Here is a 13,595-nt window from a genome sequence, read left to right as displayed (position 1 = left end):
ATGAGCACCCCCACCCTGACCCCCGTCTACAGCTACACGAAGAGCAACGAGGCGTTCACCCGTGCCGTGAAGGTCATCCCCGGCGGCGTCCCCGGCCACCTCGGCCCCTCGGAGGGCTGCTTCATTCCCCGATCGGCATACCCGCTGTTCTCCGAGCGCGCCGAAGGCACCCGGTTCTGGGACGTCGACGGCAACGAGTACATCGACTACATGTGCGGCTACGGCCCGAACGTGCTCGGCTACGGCGACGCGGATGTGGCCGCCGCCGCCCAGGCGCAGGCGCATAAGGAGGACGTGGTCTCCCTCCCCTCGACCACGATGATCGATCTGGCCGAGCTGCTGGTCGACACCGTCGCGAGCGCCGACTGGGCGTTCTTCGCGAAGAACGGCGGCGACACCACGACCCTGGCCATCATGACCGCGCGCGCCGCGACGGGCCGCCGGCGCATCGTGTTCATCGAGGGGTACTACCACGGCGTCGCGCCGTGGACCCAGAAGCTCGACTACCCCGGGGTGCTCGACACCGACGTGCAGGGCAACATCGAGGTGCCGTGGAACGACATCGAGGCCATGCGGCGGGTGTTCACCGAGCATCGCGGCGAGATCGCCGCACTCATCGCCCAGCCGTACAAGCACGGCAACTTCTTCGACAACGCCCTCCCCGCCCAGGGGTACTGGCAGGCGGTGCGGCGGCTCTGCGACGAGCACGGCGTCGTGCTGATCGTCGACGACGTGCGCGCCGGCTGGCGGCTGGACCTCGCCGGCAGCGACCACTTCTACGGATTCGAGGCGGATCTCATCTGCTTCTGCAAGGCCATCGCGAACGGCTACAACATGTCGGCGCTGTGCGGGAAGGACAGCCTGCGCGAGGCGGTGTCGAGCATCACCTACACGGGCAGCTACTGGATGAGCGCGGTGCCTTTCGCCGCCGGCATCGCGACGATCGAGAAGCTCAAGGCGATCGACGGCCCCGCCCTGTTCCGCGAACTCGGCACCACGTTGACCACCGGACTCATCGAGGTCGCCGCGTCGCACGGTCGGACGCTGGTCGCCTCCGGCGAGCCGGCCCTGTTCTACCTGCGTCTCGCGGATGACGAGTCGCTCATGCTCCACCAGCGGTGGATCGCAGAGTGCGTGCAGCGAGGAGCGTTCTTCAGCTCCCACCACAACCACTTCATCAACGCGGCGCTCACGAGCGCCGACATCACCCGGACGCTCGAGATCGCCGACGAGGCGTTCCGCGCGATCGAGGCATGACGTCGCTGCCGGCACTGCGCACGCGTGGTGCGGCCGTCGGAGCCGCCTACGCCGCGCAGGGTCTCGGCTACGCCACCATCGTCACCGCTCTGCCGACGATCAAGGATCGCGTCGACATCGGCGACGACGCGGTGTCGATGCTCCTGCTCGCGACGTGCCTCGCCGCCGCGCTCGGCTCCGTGCTCGCCGATGTGATCGCCGTGCGGGCCGGCAGCAGACTCGCCCTCACCTCGGGGCTCGCCGCCCAGGCGGTGGGACTCCTCTTCGTCAGCTTCACCGCATCCCTTCCGGTGCTGATCGTCGCGATCGTGCTCTACGGCGTGGGCCTGGGCGCCGTCGACGCGTCGTCGAACATGCAGGGCTCGCTCCTGCAGCGCCACCACGAGCGGCCGGTGTTCGGCCGGCTCTACGCCGGGTACACGGGCGCTGCCATCGTCGCCACCGGGGTCACGGCGGCCGTGCTGGCCGCCCGCGCTCCCGCGGGCCTGACCCTGGTCATCGCCGCAGCGGCGCAGGTCGCGATCGCCGGATGGGGACTCGCGGCCTTCGATCCCACGCGAGCGGCGCACGAGGTCGACGACTCCGCCGCATCCCGCCCGCCCCTGCCGCGCCGAGCGATCTGGGCGGTGGGCGCGATCGTGTTCGCGGCGTTCGTCGTGGACTCGGCCGTCGCGAGCTGGAGCACGATCTACCTGACCGACGGGCTCCGGGCCGACCCGGGCGTCACACCCCTCGGCTACGGGGCGTACCTCGTCGCGATGCTGGGGGCGCGACTGGGCACGGACCCGCTCGTGCGCCGGATCGGACGGATGCGGCTGGGTGCCGCGGCGATCGTCGTGGCCGTGGCCGGCGCCGTTCTGGTGGCCGCGGCTCCGTTCGTGCCGACGGCGATCGTCGGCTTCGCGGCGATGGGCGTGGCATCGGGGGCGCTCGTGCCGATCGCGTTCAGCCGTGCCGGCGAACTGCTTCCCGAGCGCAGCGACGAGGTGATCGCGCGCGTGAACCTCTTCAACTACGCGGGCGCCGTCGCCGGAGCCGTCGCGCTCGGGCTCATCGCGGCAGGGCCATCGCTCGGCCCCGCCTTCCTCGTGCCGGCTGTCATCCTGGCCGCACTCTCGCCTCTGCTGCGCACCCTGCGCCGCCACTGACCTCGTCGCTCCCGCCCTGCTCACCTGTCACAGATCGACGCCAACGGCTCGTTCTGTGACAGGTGAGCGTGGAGGTTCGCTGCTCGCCTGTCACAGATCGACGCCAACGGCTCGATCTGTGACAGGCGAACACGGGACGTTCACGCTGGCGGGGACGCCGGGCTGAAGGCTCAGCGGGCGAGGTCGGCTCGGATGCGGGCCATCGTCTCCAAGGTGAGGCGCGTGCGCTCCTGATCCTCGGCCGCGGCGGCCCCGCCCGCCTCGACCAGGGCCACGAAACGCTCCACCTCGCCGCGCAGCGAGTGACGCTCGTCGGGCACCTCGACGACCTCACGGTCGCCGTCGACGGCGTGACGCACCACGCGGCGCGGGCTGACGAGATCGTCGATCGAGAGGGTCGCCTGCTCCCCCTCGATCTCGCTCGGACGCCCGGCGTTCGTGATCTTCGAGTACGAGACATCCACGACGAGGCCCGGGTAGCCGAGCAGGGCCACGCCGGCGCCGTCGGCGCCGCTCGCGACGGGCACATCCAGCGCCCGCACGGAATCCGGACGCCCGAACAGCAGCACGGCCGCATGCACGCTGTAGACGCCGAGATCCGCGAGCGCGCCGCCGCCCATCGCGGGATCGAAGATGTTGACGCGCCGGCCCGCCAGCACGTCGTCGTAGCGCGAGGACCGCTTGCCGTAGTGCAGCGACGCCCGCCGCAGGACACCCAGCGTCGGGAGCAGGTCGCGCACGACACGGATGCCCGGGTCGTAGGCCATCCGCATCCCCTCCATCAGGATGAGGCCGCGCTTCGTCGCCTCCCCGGTGAGCGCGATCCACTCCTGCTCGGAGTCGACGGCCGGCTTCTCGACGAAGACGTGCTTGCCGGCGGCGAGCGCCGCGCGGATCTGCTCGGCGTGCACCGAGTTGGGCGAGCCGACGTATACCGCGTCGATCTCCGGGTCGGCCAGCACCGCATCCAGATCGGATGCGGAGTGCGGCGCGCCGATGCGCCGGGCGATCTCGGCCGCGCGGTCCGCATCGCGAGAGGTGGCCGTGTGCAGCGCGATGCCGTCGACCTGGGCGACGGCACGCGCGAAGGCTTCGGTGATGATGCTGGAGCCGATCGTGGCGACGTTGATCATCGCACCAGCGTAGGCGGGGCCGTGCGCGCGGCGGCGCTCACGCGAGCGCGAGCGCGCGGTGGACGGACGCGACGGCGCTGGATCCCTCGCCGACCGCCGCCGCCACCCGCTTCATAGATCCGCGTCGCACGTCGCCGGCGGCGAACAGCCGCGGCAGCGAGGTCTCGAACGGGAGCGGCTCGCGACCCAGCTGCTGCCAGCGGGAGATCGACTGCACGGTGACGTCCGTGCCGGTGCGCAGGAAACCGTGGCCGTCGCGGTCGAGCGATCCGAGCCAGGATGTGGCGGGCTCGGCCCCGATGAAGCAGAACAGCCCGCGGGCGTCGACGTCGCCGACCGTGTCGATGCGCACGCTCTCGAGCACGCCGTCGCCGTCCAGCGCCGTCACGTTGGCGGCCGTGTGGATGCGGACACCGGGGCTCTCGAGCAGCCGGTCCACCAGATAGCTCGACATGCGCTGACGCAGGTCCGTCCCGCGCACTACGAGGTGCACGGGACAGCCGTTGCCGGAGAGGTAGAGGGCGGCCTGCCCCGCGGAGTTCGCGCCGCCGACGACGACGGACGGCGCTCCCGCGACCTGGTGCAGCTCGAGGGGCGTCGCCGCGTAGTAGATGCTCGAGCCCTCGAACCGCGACCACCCCTCGATGTTCAGTCGGCGGTAGGCGGCACCGGAGGTGACGATGGCGGTGCGGGTGCGGATGAGGCGGCCGTCGGCGAGGGTGACCTCGAGCCCTTCGGGCACCTCGGCGATCGCGACGGCTTCGCACGGGGCGTAGACCCGCACCCCGAACTTGAGCGCCTGCAGCGTCGCCTGACCGATGAGCTGGCCGCCGCTCACCCCGAACGGGAAGCCCAGGAAGTTCTCGATGCGAGAGGTCGCGGCGGCCTGACCACCCGGTGCGACGGCGTCCAGGAGGACCGTGTTCAGCCCCTCCGACGCGCCGTAGATCGCGGCGGCGAGACCGGCAGGACCGCCGCCGATCACGACGAGGTCGACGGCCGCATCCGTCTCGGCCTGGTAGCTGAGCCCCAACCGGTCGGCGACGATCCCGGGCGTCGCGCGCCGGACAGGCTCCCCCTGCAGATAGGCGATCGGCAGGTCCTCGATGCGCACGCCGTGATCGGCGTGGACGCCCATGTCGTCGGGATCCACCTCGACGGCGGTGTGCACGAGGTCGAGCCGCTCGGCGAAACGGTCCAGGGCGAGGAACTCGCGCGAGCCGCGGAGCCCGACGAATTTGAGCGTGAGGGCGGCGGGACCGGTTCGCAACGACTCCCGCCGGTCCCACAGGGCGTGCAGGATCAGGTCGCAGAGCTCGTCGTCCTCCGCCATCAGCCGGCGCAGCTGCGCGCGCGGCACCCGCAGGATCCGGCCGGGCTCGGCCACACGGGCGGAGAGGAAGGCCCCCTGCCCGTTCAGCAGGCTCAGCTCGCCCGCGAACGTGCGCGCACCCATGCGCGTGAGCACCACCTCGTCGACCCAGCCCAGACCGTCGCGCACGATCTCGATCTCGGCGGTGTCGACGAGGATCATGTCGTAGTCGTGATCGCCGGAGCGGAAGACGTAGTCCCCTGCGGACACCTCCTCTGCGGTGCCGTACACGCACAGCCGCTCCCACTGCGCGTCTGTCAGGTCGGGGGGACGAGTCGGCACGGCGACGGTCTCGTGGCTCATACGCGGGATTTTCCTCGTCGGTCGGCTCCGCCACAACTCGACGGGCGCGTCACCCGCGTTCGGGCCCCATGAGCGGGCGCAGGGCCCTCGTGAGGGCGGCGATGTCGGCGCGATCCGACCCCGCCAGAACCTCCGCCTCCCGCCGCACGAGCTCCGTCATGGCCGCATCCACCACCCTGATGCCTTCCTCCGTCAGCAGGATGTAGACGCTGCGCCCGTCGGACGGGTTGCGCTTTCGCACCACGAGGCCGCGCGTCGAGAGGTTCGCCAGCCGATGCGACATCGTCGCGCTCGTGATCATCGTCCGTTCGATCAGCTGCGCGGGGCTCAGCCGGTGCGGAGGATCGGCGCGACGCAGCGCCGCGAGCACGTCGAACTCCCACGACGCCAGACCCGCCGTCGCGAACGCCGCAGCACGCAATCGGTCGAGCCGGATCGCCGCACGACGCAGCCTCGACATGACATCGAGCGGAGTGAGATCGACATCGGGCAGGCGCCTGCCCCACGCGTCGATCAGCAGATCGACCTCGTCGTCCCGACGGTCATCGCTCACACGACGACGGTAGCGTGCGCAGACGGATCGCAGGCGGCATCCCCCGTCTCCCGCGCGGAGTGCGAGGATCGAGACGGCGAACCCACCGACAGACGGAGCACACGCATGACCTCGTACAACGATCACGTGATCGCCGAGTTCCGGCGAAACGGCGGCCGGGTGGAGAACTTCGGCGACGCCCTCATCCTGTTGCACCACATCGGCGCCCGCAGCGGCGTCGAGCGCATCGCCCCGCTCATGGCGCTTCCCGACGGAGCCGATGCCTGGCTGATCGCCGCTTCGAAGGCGGGGGCGGAGGACAACCCGGCGTGGTTCCACAACCTCCGCGCGCATCCCGACGTCACGGTCGAGACGCCGTCGGGCGAGGTGCAGGTGACGGCTCGGGTGCTCGATCCGTCCGAACGGGATGCGGCGTGGCAGCGCTTCCTCGAAGCGAGCCCCGGTTTCGGCGATTACGAGCGACGCACGACGCGCACCATCCCCGTGGTGCGGCTGGAACGCCGATGACGGGTCAGCCGGGGGTCGACGTCCCGGATGCGCGGGGCCGCACGGGCCTCGACCGCGCGGGGCGCGATCTGAACGGCAACCCCAGGGTGCGGGTGCGCGAGGTCCGCGTGCTCACCTCGAACTGGTTCGTGACGCGCACGACGACCTTCGACTTCCAGCACTCGGACGGCTCCTGGACCACCGAGCACCGCGAGACGTACGACCGCGGCGACGGAGCGTGCATCCTTCTCTACGACCCTCAGGCGCGCACCGTGCTGCTGACCCGTCAGTTCCGCTACCCGGTCTACGTCAACCGGCATCCCGACGGCATGCTGATCGAGGCCGCCGCGGGCCTGCTCGACGACGACGCGCCCGAGTCGGCCATCCGGCGCGAGGCCGAGGAGGAGACCGGGCGCCCGGTCGGCGAAGTGGAGCACGTCTTCGACGTCTACATGAGCCCCGGGTCGGTGACCGAACGACTGCACTTCTTCGCCGCGCCGTACCGTCGCGGCGATGTGGTGCCGGGAGCGCGGGCGGGACTCGCCGACGAGGGCGAGGACATCGAGGTGCTCGAGCTCGACGTCGACGACGCCCTCGGGCGCATCGGCATCGATATCGTCGATGCGAAGACGATCATGCTGCTGCAATGGGCGGCGCTGCGCGGACCGTTCTCGGCGGCTCGTTCGTGACGACGCGGCTGTTGCTGATCTCCGACACTCACATCCCGCCGCGGGCGCGCACGCTCCCGGATGCGGTTCGTCGGCTCGCGGACGACGCCGATCTGATCGTGCACGCCGGCGACTGGGTCGTCGAGTGGGTGCTGGACGACCTCGCTCGGCACGGCGAGGTCATCGGCGTCTACGGCAACAACGACGGGGCGGATCTGCGGGCCCGGCTTCCGCTGGTCGCGCACCGTCGGATCGAGGGCGTCCGGATGAGCGTGGTGCACGAGACGGGCGACGCACGCTCGCGGGAGCGCCGTATGGATGCGGCGTACCCCGAGTCCGATCTGCTCGTGTTCGGACACAGCCACATCCCGTGGGACACCGTCACGCCCGGGGGCCTGCGTCTGCTGAATCCGGGCTCTCCGACCGACCGGCGCCGGCAACCCCATCACACCTGCATGACGGTCACGATCGACGACGCCCGTGTCGAGGCGGCACTCATCACTCTCTGACCCGCTCGGTCAGCCCTCTTCCTCCTCCGCGAGCAGCGACCAGATCGAGGGCGGGTCACCTGCACTCCGCTGCAGGATGACGTACTCGGTCTCGGGATGCTCGGCGATGAAGCGCCGTGCGTCCGCGAGCGTCATCACGCGCTCCGTGACCTCATCGCCGTTGCGCTCCGACCAGGAGTTCTTGAACTGGACGCGGTACTCCTTCACGCTCTTCGCCTCCGTCACTGGATGCGGTCGACCTGCACCCGGATGAGGTCCGCATCCGGGAAGCGGGCGAGGAGCAGATCCGCGACCTCGCGGCCCGTGTCGGCCGCACCCGCCGATGCGTCGGCGGCGATCCGCACCTGGACCGACTCCGAGGCCGCGCGCCCCGCCACGAGCGGGGCGACGGAGCCGAGCGCGCCGGCCACCGCATCCGCGACGCGCGGCGGGAAGACCGCCGCGACTCCGGAGGAGCCGAGGACGAGTTCGGTCACCGCGTCCCGTGGCGCAGAGGGCAGGTTCATGACGCGTCCTTTCGCGGCTGGGGGGCGTGGACGTCCTCGATCGTGACGTCGATCGCCGCGACCTCGAGGTCGGTGTGGCGCTCGACGACCTCAGCGACCCGGCGGCGCACGTCGTCCGCCACGGCGCGCGCGTCGAGGTCCCACGCGATGGATGCGGTGATGTCGATCGTCACCGGGGCGCCGAGCTCCTCGGCGTCGCCGATGATGCGCGTGCGTCCGATGAACACCCCGTCCAGCTCGTCGGCGGCCGAGCGCAGGAGGGTGCGCACCGCGCCCTCGGCGATCGTGATCCGCACTCTCGGGTCGGGGTGGCGCACCGGCAGGTCGCGCCCCGACCGCAGCTCGGCCGCGACCTGGTCGAGGATCCCGCCGAACCATCCCGCCGACGGCTCGGGGAGCGAGGCCGCATCGGCGGCGAACAGGTCGCGGGAGAGGTCTCCGACGCGGGAGAGGGACTCCAGCGCGTTCAAGCACTCGGCGCACTGTTCGATCTCGGGGTCCCGCGGCGAACGTCCGGCCTCCAGGTACTGGCTCAATTCCTGGATCGTGCGCCCGCAGTCGAGGACGTCGGATGAGGCGTTCGATGCGGTCATCGCCATCCCTCCATCCCGATCATGATGCTCGCTCTGGCACGGGCGAGGTTCCCGCGGACCGTGCTCACCGGCACGCCCAGTTCCTCCGCGATCTCGGAGTAGCCGAGCCCCGCGGCTTCCCGGAGCAGCCAGGTCCGTCGCTGCGCCTCCGGCAGCCTCTCCAACGCCGTCGAGAGTGCGGCGAGTCTAGCGTTGCGTTCGGCGACGTGCTCGGGCCTGGTGCTTTCGGGTGTGGCCGGCTCCCAATCCTCGAACGGCTCCTCCTTCCCCGCGCGGCGCAGCACCCGCAGTGCCTCGCGGGACGCGATGCGCAGCAGCCAGGCCTTGACCGACGAACCGTCGCGGAGGGTCGGCAGCTGCCGCCACGCGACGACGAAGGCGTCCTGCACCACGTCGTCGGCGTCGGCTTGCGAGCGGAGCATGCGCGCGATGTATGCGCGCATGAGCGGGCTGTGCCGACGCACGATCTCCGCGAAGGCCGCCACGTCGTCGTCGACCGCACGCTCCACCAGGATGCGGTCGGACAGCGCTGCGAGTCCCCTCGCCCCCGTTTCAGGCTCCGCCATCGGCCCCTCCGAAATCCGCCGGAACTTTTTTGTGACGATCCGGCGGGTAGGTGCCTCATGTCAGTAGGGCGAAGTTAGCGCCGACGGCGAGAACCGTCTTGCGCTCTTGTCAACGCCCTGGCAACGAGATAAAGGAGCACATCATGGCCACTGAGCAGAAGACCACCCCCACCGTCGCCCCCGCTCGCGTCGACCGCGGCGCCGTCGGCACGACCGGATCCGCACCGACGGTCGCGGCCGCAGGTCGGACCGTCATCGCCGATGGCGTGGTCGCGAAGGTCGCCGGTATCGCGGCACGCGAGGTTCCCCGGCGTTTACGCGCTCGGCGGCGGCGGAGCGCGCGCCCTCGGGATGATCCGCGACGCCATCAACGCGACCGACCTCACGCAGGGTGTGAAGGTCGAGGTCGGTGAGACGCAGGCCGCGGCCGATCTGACGATCGTCGTGGAGTACCCCGCCCCCATCCAGGAAGTCGCCGCGGGGGTGCGTACCGCGGTGGCCGGCGCGATCTCACGCCTGGTCGGCCTCGAGGTCGTCGAGGTCAACATCGAGGTCAACGACGTGCACCTTCCCGGTGACGACACCGACGACGACGCCGAGGCGCGCGTCGCATGAGCGCCACGGTGAGCGGAGCGCTCGTGGGTGCGGTGCTCGCCGTGTCCGCCCTGCTGTTCGGCTTCTGGGGGTTCCTCCTGGTCGCCCTGTTCATGGGCATCGGCGCGCTCGTCGGTCGCGTCGTGTCGGGTTCGCTCGATCTCCGCGCGCTCGCCAACGTGTTCACCGGCCGCCGGACATCATGAGCACCGCGACCTGGTCCGCGCTCGGCGGCGGGATCGCACCCGCCGCCGAGACGGTCCTGCCGGGCCGCACGCTCGTGGCAGAGCGCGCCTTGGTCGCCGTGTGCGAACAGGTCGCCGCGCGGGCCGTGGGCCTCCCGCGACGCGAGGTCACCGTCCGGCTCGGCGCGACCGCCGGCGCGCTGGCGGTCCGGGTGGAGGCGCCACTTCCCATCCCGGACCTGTCGGATGAGGCTCGGCCCGCCGAGCCGGAGAACGTCACAGCCCGCGGACACCGCATCCGCGAACAGATCCGCACCGACGTCGCGGCCCTCACCGGCCGCGAGGTACGCCGCATCGACCTCACGATCACCGGCGCCCGCATCGAGAAGAGGAGGAGGGTCAGATGAGCACCACCGCTTCACCGGACCGCGCGCTCGCCCGCGTGCAACGGCGTGAGACCCACTCGCCCCGGTCGACGGCCATGGTCGTCGCCGTGGTCCTGATGATCGCACTGGTCGCCTACCTCGGGGCAGAGGCCGTACTCCTCATGGCGGGCGCTCCGGCGCTCATCGCCGCCCCGGCCGACCTGCTACGCGGCCTCTCCGCGGCGTCCGGCACGGCCATGACCGCGATCGGCGCCGCCGTTGCGTTGGTGGGTGCGGTCCTCGTGGTGATCGCGGTCACCCCCGGCCGACTGGCGAAGCACACGATGGCCGCCGCCGACGGCACGATCGTCGTCGTGGACAACGGCGTGATCGCCGCCGCCCTGGCCCAGCATCTGAGCGACGCCCTCGGCATCGACCGGCGCCGGCTCACCGTCGGCGTGGGCCACCGCCGCGTCGACGTCACCGTCCGGCCCGAGACGGGTCTCGGCATCGACCTCGACGGGGTGCGCGCCGCAGCCCAAGCCGAACTGGCCACGTATCGACTGAACCCGTCGGTCGCGCTGAGCGTGCGTCGCCGTCTCGAGAAGAAGGAGGAGCGATGAACACCACCCGCCGCGGCCTCAACCGCTTCCTCGTCCTCCTCGTCGGCCTCATCGCCCTCGCCGCAGGAGCGGCGGTCGTGTGGGCATCCCTCTCCGGCGATGCCCACCGCGTGTGGGCTCAAACGCTGACCGCGGCCGCTGACGCCGTGGATGACGCGCACAGCGCGACCCTCGTCGGCGCGGGACCCGTGTCATGGGCGGGGCTCGGCGCGGTCGCCGGCGCGGTGATCCTCATCGTGCTCCTGCTCGTCCCGGTCGCGCTGCTGGCGCACCGGCGTTCACGCACCGTGCTGCGCAGCACCGAGACGGATGCGGCGCCCGGCCGTGTCGTCGTCCGGGAGGGATTCGCCTCCGACGCGGTCACCGCATCGCTGGCGCGACGGGCGGACATCCTCTCGACGCGCGTCGTGGCCGACGACGTTCGCAACGCGCCCGTGCTCCATGTGTCCGTGACTCCCCGCCCCCAGGCGTCGCCGCGCGAGATCGCCGACCACGTCGCCGCCGTCGGCGCCCGTCTCGATGCGCTCCTGGACCGCCCCACGCGGACGTACATCTCACTTCACGCAGGACTCCGAGCGCGTCTCGCCTCGGACCGGCGCACCCTCACGTGACCGCGCACCGGGCGCGGGTCATCCGAAAGAAGAGAAAGGAGACCCTCATGGGACTCGACGACAAGATCAAGAACGCTGCTGAGGACCTCGTCGGCAAGGCCAAGGAGGCTGCCGGCAAGGTCACGGGCAACGAGAAGCTCGAGGCCGAGGGCAAGGCCGAGCAGGCCAAGTCCGATCTCAAGCAGGCTGGTGAGAACGTCAAGGACGCCCTCAAGTAGTCCGGAACAGACAAGTAGTCCGGAACAGAAGTGCCCCGCGGCCTCGGTCGCGGGGCACTTCGCTGCGGGATACCGCTCGCGGGCTCCGGCTGCGACGATCGACAGGTGTCCGCCCTCGTCTCCCCCGCCCGCTCGCGGATCGTCGTCGCTCCCGACAGCTTCAAGGGATCGATCGACGCGACGAGCGCGGCACGCGCGCTGGCCGACGGATGGCGGAGCGTCCGCCCCGACGACGAGCTGCTGCTGCGGCCCATGGCCGATGGCGGCGAAGGCACCCTGGATGCGTTCGCCGCCGCGATCCCGGGATCTCGACGCGTCCCCGTCACCGTGACCGGTCCGACGGGGCGACGGATCGGCTCCCATTGGCTGATGCTGCCGGGCGATCACCCCCGCACCGCCGTGGTCGAGCTGGCGTGCACCTCCGGTATGGAGCTCGTGGAGGCGGACGAGGCGGTCGACCCGCTGGCGACGCACACGCTCGGATTCGGCGAAGCCATCCGCGCCGCTCTCGCGGCGGGGGCCACCCGCCTGCTGCTCGGAATCGGCGGGAGCGTGTCCAGCGACGGCGGCGCGGGAGTGCTGACCGCGCTGGGCGCGATCGTCCGGGATGCGGACGGTCGCCAGGTCCCCTCCGGAGCCGCCGGACTCGCACAGGCCGCATCCTTCGACGCCGGCGGGCTCCTGCCGCCGCCGGTCGACGGGATCCTCGTGCTCTCCGACGTCCGCGCCCCGCTCCTGGGCCCCGACGGCGCCGCGCGGGTGTTCGGTCCGCAGAAGGGAGCCGATCCCGATCAGGTCGACCGGATCGAGACCGCGCTGACGCGGTGGGCTCGGGTCATCGGCGCCGCCCCGGGCACAGCGGGGGCGGGAGCTGCCGGCGGATGTGGTTTCGGTCTCCTCGCCTGGGGCGCCCAGCTCGCGTCGGGGGCGGACGCGGTCGCCGAGACGATCGGACTCGACGCCGCCCTCGCGGGCGCGGAGCGTGTGATCACGGGCGAGGGGTCCTACGACTCCCAGTCGCTGCTGGGTAAGGCGCCCGGCGTGGTCCGCGCGTACGCGGAGGCCAGAGGCGTACCCGTGAGCGTCGTCGCGGGCCGGTTCGGGGTGGCTTCCGGACCGGATGACCTGTCACTGGCGGAGGTGGCGGGCTGCACCTCCGCGGCACTGTCGGATCCGCGACGATGGCTTCGCGAAGCGGGCTCCCGACTCGCGCACGCACACACGCCGCGCGATAGCGTGTAGGAACGGTACCGGCGAGACGAGGAGCGCACGATGAGTCTTCGCGCTCGGCTGCGTCGGCGGGTCGAACAGGACCTGCGCAGCGCCCGTGTGCTCATCGACGGCGACGCCGAGGCCCTCATCACCGGCATCCGCCGCGTGATCGCCCCCGACCAGCTCGTGCTGCCCGGCGACGGCGATCGGCGGGCCGATCTCGGCGTCGTGATCATCGACCGCAAGGCGCACGGTTCCACCTTGCACCGCGCGCAGGAGTTCTTCTCCGGCATCGACGCGCAGCTCGTCGACGACGCACCGCGGATCTGTCTCATCGTGGGCGGCGCGAACTCGGTTGCTCCGCGCACCCTGGCACGGCTGTTGAGCGCCGAGGTCGTCCATCAGATCGTGGTGAGCACCGCGCCATCGCTGGCGACCACGCGCGACCGGGCCGACCGCCGCCGCCTGCGCGCGCTGGGGTGGCTCGGAATCGACATCCTGCGGCTCGGTCGCGTCTGAGCGACCCGACTCGAACCGCAAGGAATGCGCAAGAAACGCGCAAGATCCGCAATCCCACCGCAAGGTTCGAGCCGTTCCGCCCGAATTCCGCGCGACGTGCTCCGCAGCTGGAACCGCTCTCGTACCGTGGCTCCAGCAGCATTCCGCTGCCCTCGGTGAGCGCCCCGTCACCCG

At 71.3% G+C, this 13,595-nt stretch carries 19 protein-coding genes and 1 pseudogene; 13 read left to right on the top strand and 7 right to left on the bottom strand.

Features of this window, described 5'->3' with window-relative positions; all coding sequences use genetic code 11:
• A complete protein-coding gene (locus tag QE377_RS09605; RefSeq protein WP_307322348.1) occupies positions 1 to 1,257 on the top strand; it encodes an aminotransferase class III-fold pyridoxal phosphate-dependent enzyme in 1,257 nt (418 codons plus the stop codon).
• Positions 1,254 to 2,405 (top strand): MFS transporter, encoded by a 1,152-nt coding sequence (locus tag QE377_RS09600; RefSeq protein ID WP_307322345.1) that lies wholly within the window; start codon positions 1,254 to 1,256, stop codon positions 2,403 to 2,405. Before QE377_RS09605 ends, QE377_RS09600 begins: the two co-directional genes overlap by 4 nt.
• A 170-nt stretch (positions 2,406 to 2,575) precedes the next feature.
• On the opposite strand, the gene QE377_RS09595 is transcribed toward QE377_RS09600, so the two are convergent.
• Genes QE377_RS09595 through QE377_RS09585 form a run of 3 tightly spaced genes read right to left on the bottom strand, consistent with a single transcriptional unit; the run spans position 2,576 to position 5,766 of the window.
• Positions 2,576 to 3,538: a Gfo/Idh/MocA family protein gene (locus QE377_RS09595; protein ID WP_307322342.1), complete on the bottom strand. Its 963-nt coding sequence runs from the start codon at positions 3,536 to 3,538 to the stop codon at positions 2,576 to 2,578.
• Between the two features lie 37 nt (positions 3,539 to 3,575).
• Positions 3,576 to 5,213, bottom strand: a complete 1,638-nt coding sequence (locus QE377_RS09590) for a cyclic nucleotide-binding domain-containing thioredoxin-disulfide reductase (protein ID WP_307322339.1) — start codon at positions 5,211 to 5,213, stop codon at positions 3,576 to 3,578.
• Positions 5,214 to 5,262: 49 nt separating this feature from the next.
• Positions 5,263 to 5,766, bottom strand: coding sequence for a MarR family winged helix-turn-helix transcriptional regulator (locus tag QE377_RS09585; protein WP_307322336.1), 504 nt, complete (start codon positions 5,764 to 5,766; stop codon positions 5,263 to 5,265).
• A gap of 105 nt (positions 5,767 to 5,871) precedes the next feature.
• Here QE377_RS09585 and QE377_RS09580 point away from each other — a divergent pair, with 105 nt between their 5' ends.
• The 3 genes from QE377_RS09580 to QE377_RS09570 are packed head-to-tail and all read left to right on the top strand — an operon-like array spanning position 5,872 to position 7,429.
• The gene (locus QE377_RS09580; protein WP_307322333.1) at positions 5,872 to 6,273 is read left to right on the top strand and encodes a nitroreductase family deazaflavin-dependent oxidoreductase; all 402 of its coding nucleotides are present in this window, start codon (positions 5,872 to 5,874) and stop codon (positions 6,271 to 6,273) included.
• Positions 6,270 to 6,941 carry an NUDIX domain-containing protein gene (locus tag QE377_RS09575; protein WP_307322331.1) on the top strand — a complete coding sequence of 224 codons (672 nt, stop codon included), beginning with the start codon at positions 6,270 to 6,272 and terminating at the stop codon, positions 6,939 to 6,941. The genes QE377_RS09580 and QE377_RS09575 overlap by 4 nt, the downstream gene beginning before the upstream one ends.
• A complete protein-coding gene (locus tag QE377_RS09570; RefSeq protein ID WP_307322329.1) occupies positions 6,899 to 7,429 on the top strand; it encodes a metallophosphoesterase in 531 nt (176 codons plus the stop codon). The genes QE377_RS09575 and QE377_RS09570 overlap by 43 nt, the downstream gene beginning before the upstream one ends.
• A gap of 9 nt (positions 7,430 to 7,438) precedes the next feature.
• Here QE377_RS09570 and QE377_RS09565 read toward each other — a convergent pair whose 3' ends face one another.
• From QE377_RS09565 to QE377_RS09550, 4 genes are read right to left on the bottom strand one after another with little or no spacing between them, the layout of a single operon-like run.
• Complete coding sequence (locus QE377_RS09565) at positions 7,439 to 7,654, bottom strand: hypothetical protein (RefSeq protein ID WP_307322327.1); 216 nt, start codon at positions 7,652 to 7,654, stop codon at positions 7,439 to 7,441.
• Positions 7,651 to 7,935 (bottom strand): hypothetical protein, encoded by a 285-nt coding sequence (locus tag QE377_RS09560; RefSeq protein WP_307322325.1) that lies wholly within the window; start codon positions 7,933 to 7,935, stop codon positions 7,651 to 7,653. The genes QE377_RS09565 and QE377_RS09560 overlap by 4 nt, the downstream gene beginning before the upstream one ends.
• The gene (locus tag QE377_RS09555) at positions 7,932 to 8,528 is read right to left on the bottom strand and encodes an Asp23/Gls24 family envelope stress response protein (protein ID WP_307322323.1); all 597 of its coding nucleotides are present in this window, start codon (positions 8,526 to 8,528) and stop codon (positions 7,932 to 7,934) included. Before QE377_RS09555 ends, QE377_RS09560 begins: the two co-directional genes overlap by 4 nt.
• Positions 8,525 to 9,094: an RNA polymerase sigma factor gene (locus QE377_RS09550; RefSeq protein WP_307322321.1), complete on the bottom strand. Its 570-nt coding sequence runs from the start codon at positions 9,092 to 9,094 to the stop codon at positions 8,525 to 8,527. The genes QE377_RS09555 and QE377_RS09550 overlap by 4 nt, the downstream gene beginning before the upstream one ends.
• 143 nt (positions 9,095 to 9,237) lie before the next feature.
• Here QE377_RS09550 and QE377_RS09545 point away from each other — a divergent pair.
• The 8 genes and pseudogenes from QE377_RS09545 (at position 9,238) to QE377_RS09510 (ending at position 13,421) form a co-directional block, all read left to right on the top strand.
• Positions 9,238 to 9,709: pseudogene (locus QE377_RS09545) on the top strand (Asp23/Gls24 family envelope stress response protein).
• The gene (locus tag QE377_RS09540; RefSeq protein WP_307322318.1) at positions 9,706 to 9,894 is read left to right on the top strand and encodes a DUF2273 domain-containing protein; all 189 of its coding nucleotides are present in this window, start codon (positions 9,706 to 9,708) and stop codon (positions 9,892 to 9,894) included. Before QE377_RS09545 ends, QE377_RS09540 begins: the two are co-directional and overlap by 4 nt.
• On the top strand, positions 9,891 to 10,280 hold the full coding sequence (locus QE377_RS09535) for a hypothetical protein (protein WP_307322315.1): 390 nt from the start codon (positions 9,891 to 9,893) through the stop codon (positions 10,278 to 10,280). The genes QE377_RS09540 and QE377_RS09535 overlap by 4 nt, the downstream gene beginning before the upstream one ends.
• Positions 10,277 to 10,861: a DUF6286 domain-containing protein gene (locus QE377_RS09530; protein WP_307322313.1), complete on the top strand. Its 585-nt coding sequence runs from the start codon at positions 10,277 to 10,279 to the stop codon at positions 10,859 to 10,861. Before QE377_RS09535 ends, QE377_RS09530 begins: the two co-directional genes overlap by 4 nt.
• Positions 10,858 to 11,472, top strand: coding sequence for a hypothetical protein (locus QE377_RS09525; protein WP_307322312.1), 615 nt, complete (start codon positions 10,858 to 10,860; stop codon positions 11,470 to 11,472). The genes QE377_RS09530 and QE377_RS09525 overlap by 4 nt, the downstream gene beginning before the upstream one ends.
• Positions 11,473 to 11,519: 47 nt before the next feature.
• Positions 11,520 to 11,690, top strand: coding sequence for a CsbD family protein (locus tag QE377_RS09520; RefSeq protein ID WP_137418157.1), 171 nt, complete (start codon positions 11,520 to 11,522; stop codon positions 11,688 to 11,690).
• 105 nt (positions 11,691 to 11,795) lie between these two features.
• Positions 11,796 to 12,932, top strand: a complete 1,137-nt coding sequence (locus QE377_RS09515; protein ID WP_307322309.1) for a glycerate kinase — start codon at positions 11,796 to 11,798, stop codon at positions 12,930 to 12,932.
• Positions 12,933 to 12,962: 30 nt separating this feature from the next.
• On the top strand, positions 12,963 to 13,421 hold the full coding sequence (locus tag QE377_RS09510) for a hypothetical protein (protein WP_307322306.1): 459 nt from the start codon (positions 12,963 to 12,965) through the stop codon (positions 13,419 to 13,421).
• The last annotated feature ends 174 nt before the right edge of the window (positions 13,422 to 13,595 follow it).

The sequence above is a fragment of the Microbacterium sp. SORGH_AS_0862 genome (genome assembly GCF_030818795.1).
Lineage (GTDB): Bacteria > Actinomycetota > Actinomycetes > Actinomycetales > Microbacteriaceae > Microbacterium.
This window is presented reverse-complemented; position numbering and strand designations above follow the sequence as displayed.

Bases quoted from the DNA above. Each gene is read 5' to 3' on its own strand.
- QE377_RS09525 (WP_307322312.1), top strand. From the start codon at position 10,858: ATGAACACCACCCGCCGCGGCCTCAACCGCTTCCTCGTCCTCCTCGTC.
- QE377_RS09605 (WP_307322348.1), top strand. From the start codon at position 1: ATGAGCACCCCCACCCTGACCCCCGTCTACAGCTACACGAAGAGCAAC.
- QE377_RS09580 (WP_307322333.1), top strand. From the start codon at position 5,872: ATGACCTCGTACAACGATCACGTGATCGCCGAGTTCCGGCGAAACGGC.
- QE377_RS09535 (WP_307322315.1), top strand. From the start codon at position 9,891: ATGAGCACCGCGACCTGGTCCGCGCTCGGCGGCGGGATCGCACCCGCC.
- QE377_RS09530 (WP_307322313.1), top strand. From the start codon at position 10,277: ATGAGCACCACCGCTTCACCGGACCGCGCGCTCGCCCGCGTGCAACGG.
- QE377_RS09575 (WP_307322331.1), top strand. From the start codon at position 6,270: ATGACGGGTCAGCCGGGGGTCGACGTCCCGGATGCGCGGGGCCGCACG.
- QE377_RS09600 (WP_307322345.1), top strand. From the start codon at position 1,254: ATGACGTCGCTGCCGGCACTGCGCACGCGTGGTGCGGCCGTCGGAGCC.
- QE377_RS09555 (WP_307322323.1), bottom strand. From the start codon at position 8,528: ATGACCGCATCGAACGCCTCATCCGACGTCCTCGACTGCGGGCGCACG.
- QE377_RS09540 (WP_307322318.1), top strand. From the start codon at position 9,706: ATGAGCGCCACGGTGAGCGGAGCGCTCGTGGGTGCGGTGCTCGCCGTG.
- QE377_RS09550 (WP_307322321.1), bottom strand. From the start codon at position 9,094: ATGGCGGAGCCTGAAACGGGGGCGAGGGGACTCGCAGCGCTGTCCGAC.
- QE377_RS09560 (WP_307322325.1), bottom strand. From the start codon at position 7,935: ATGAACCTGCCCTCTGCGCCACGGGACGCGGTGACCGAACTCGTCCTC.
- QE377_RS09510 (WP_307322306.1), top strand. From the start codon at position 12,963: ATGAGTCTTCGCGCTCGGCTGCGTCGGCGGGTCGAACAGGACCTGCGC.
- QE377_RS09595 (WP_307322342.1), bottom strand. From the start codon at position 3,538: ATGATCAACGTCGCCACGATCGGCTCCAGCATCATCACCGAAGCCTTC.
- QE377_RS09590 (WP_307322339.1), bottom strand. From the start codon at position 5,213: ATGAGCCACGAGACCGTCGCCGTGCCGACTCGTCCCCCCGACCTGACA.
- QE377_RS09570 (WP_307322329.1), top strand. From the start codon at position 6,899: ATGGGCGGCGCTGCGCGGACCGTTCTCGGCGGCTCGTTCGTGACGACG.
- QE377_RS09520 (WP_137418157.1), top strand. From the start codon at position 11,520: ATGGGACTCGACGACAAGATCAAGAACGCTGCTGAGGACCTCGTCGGC.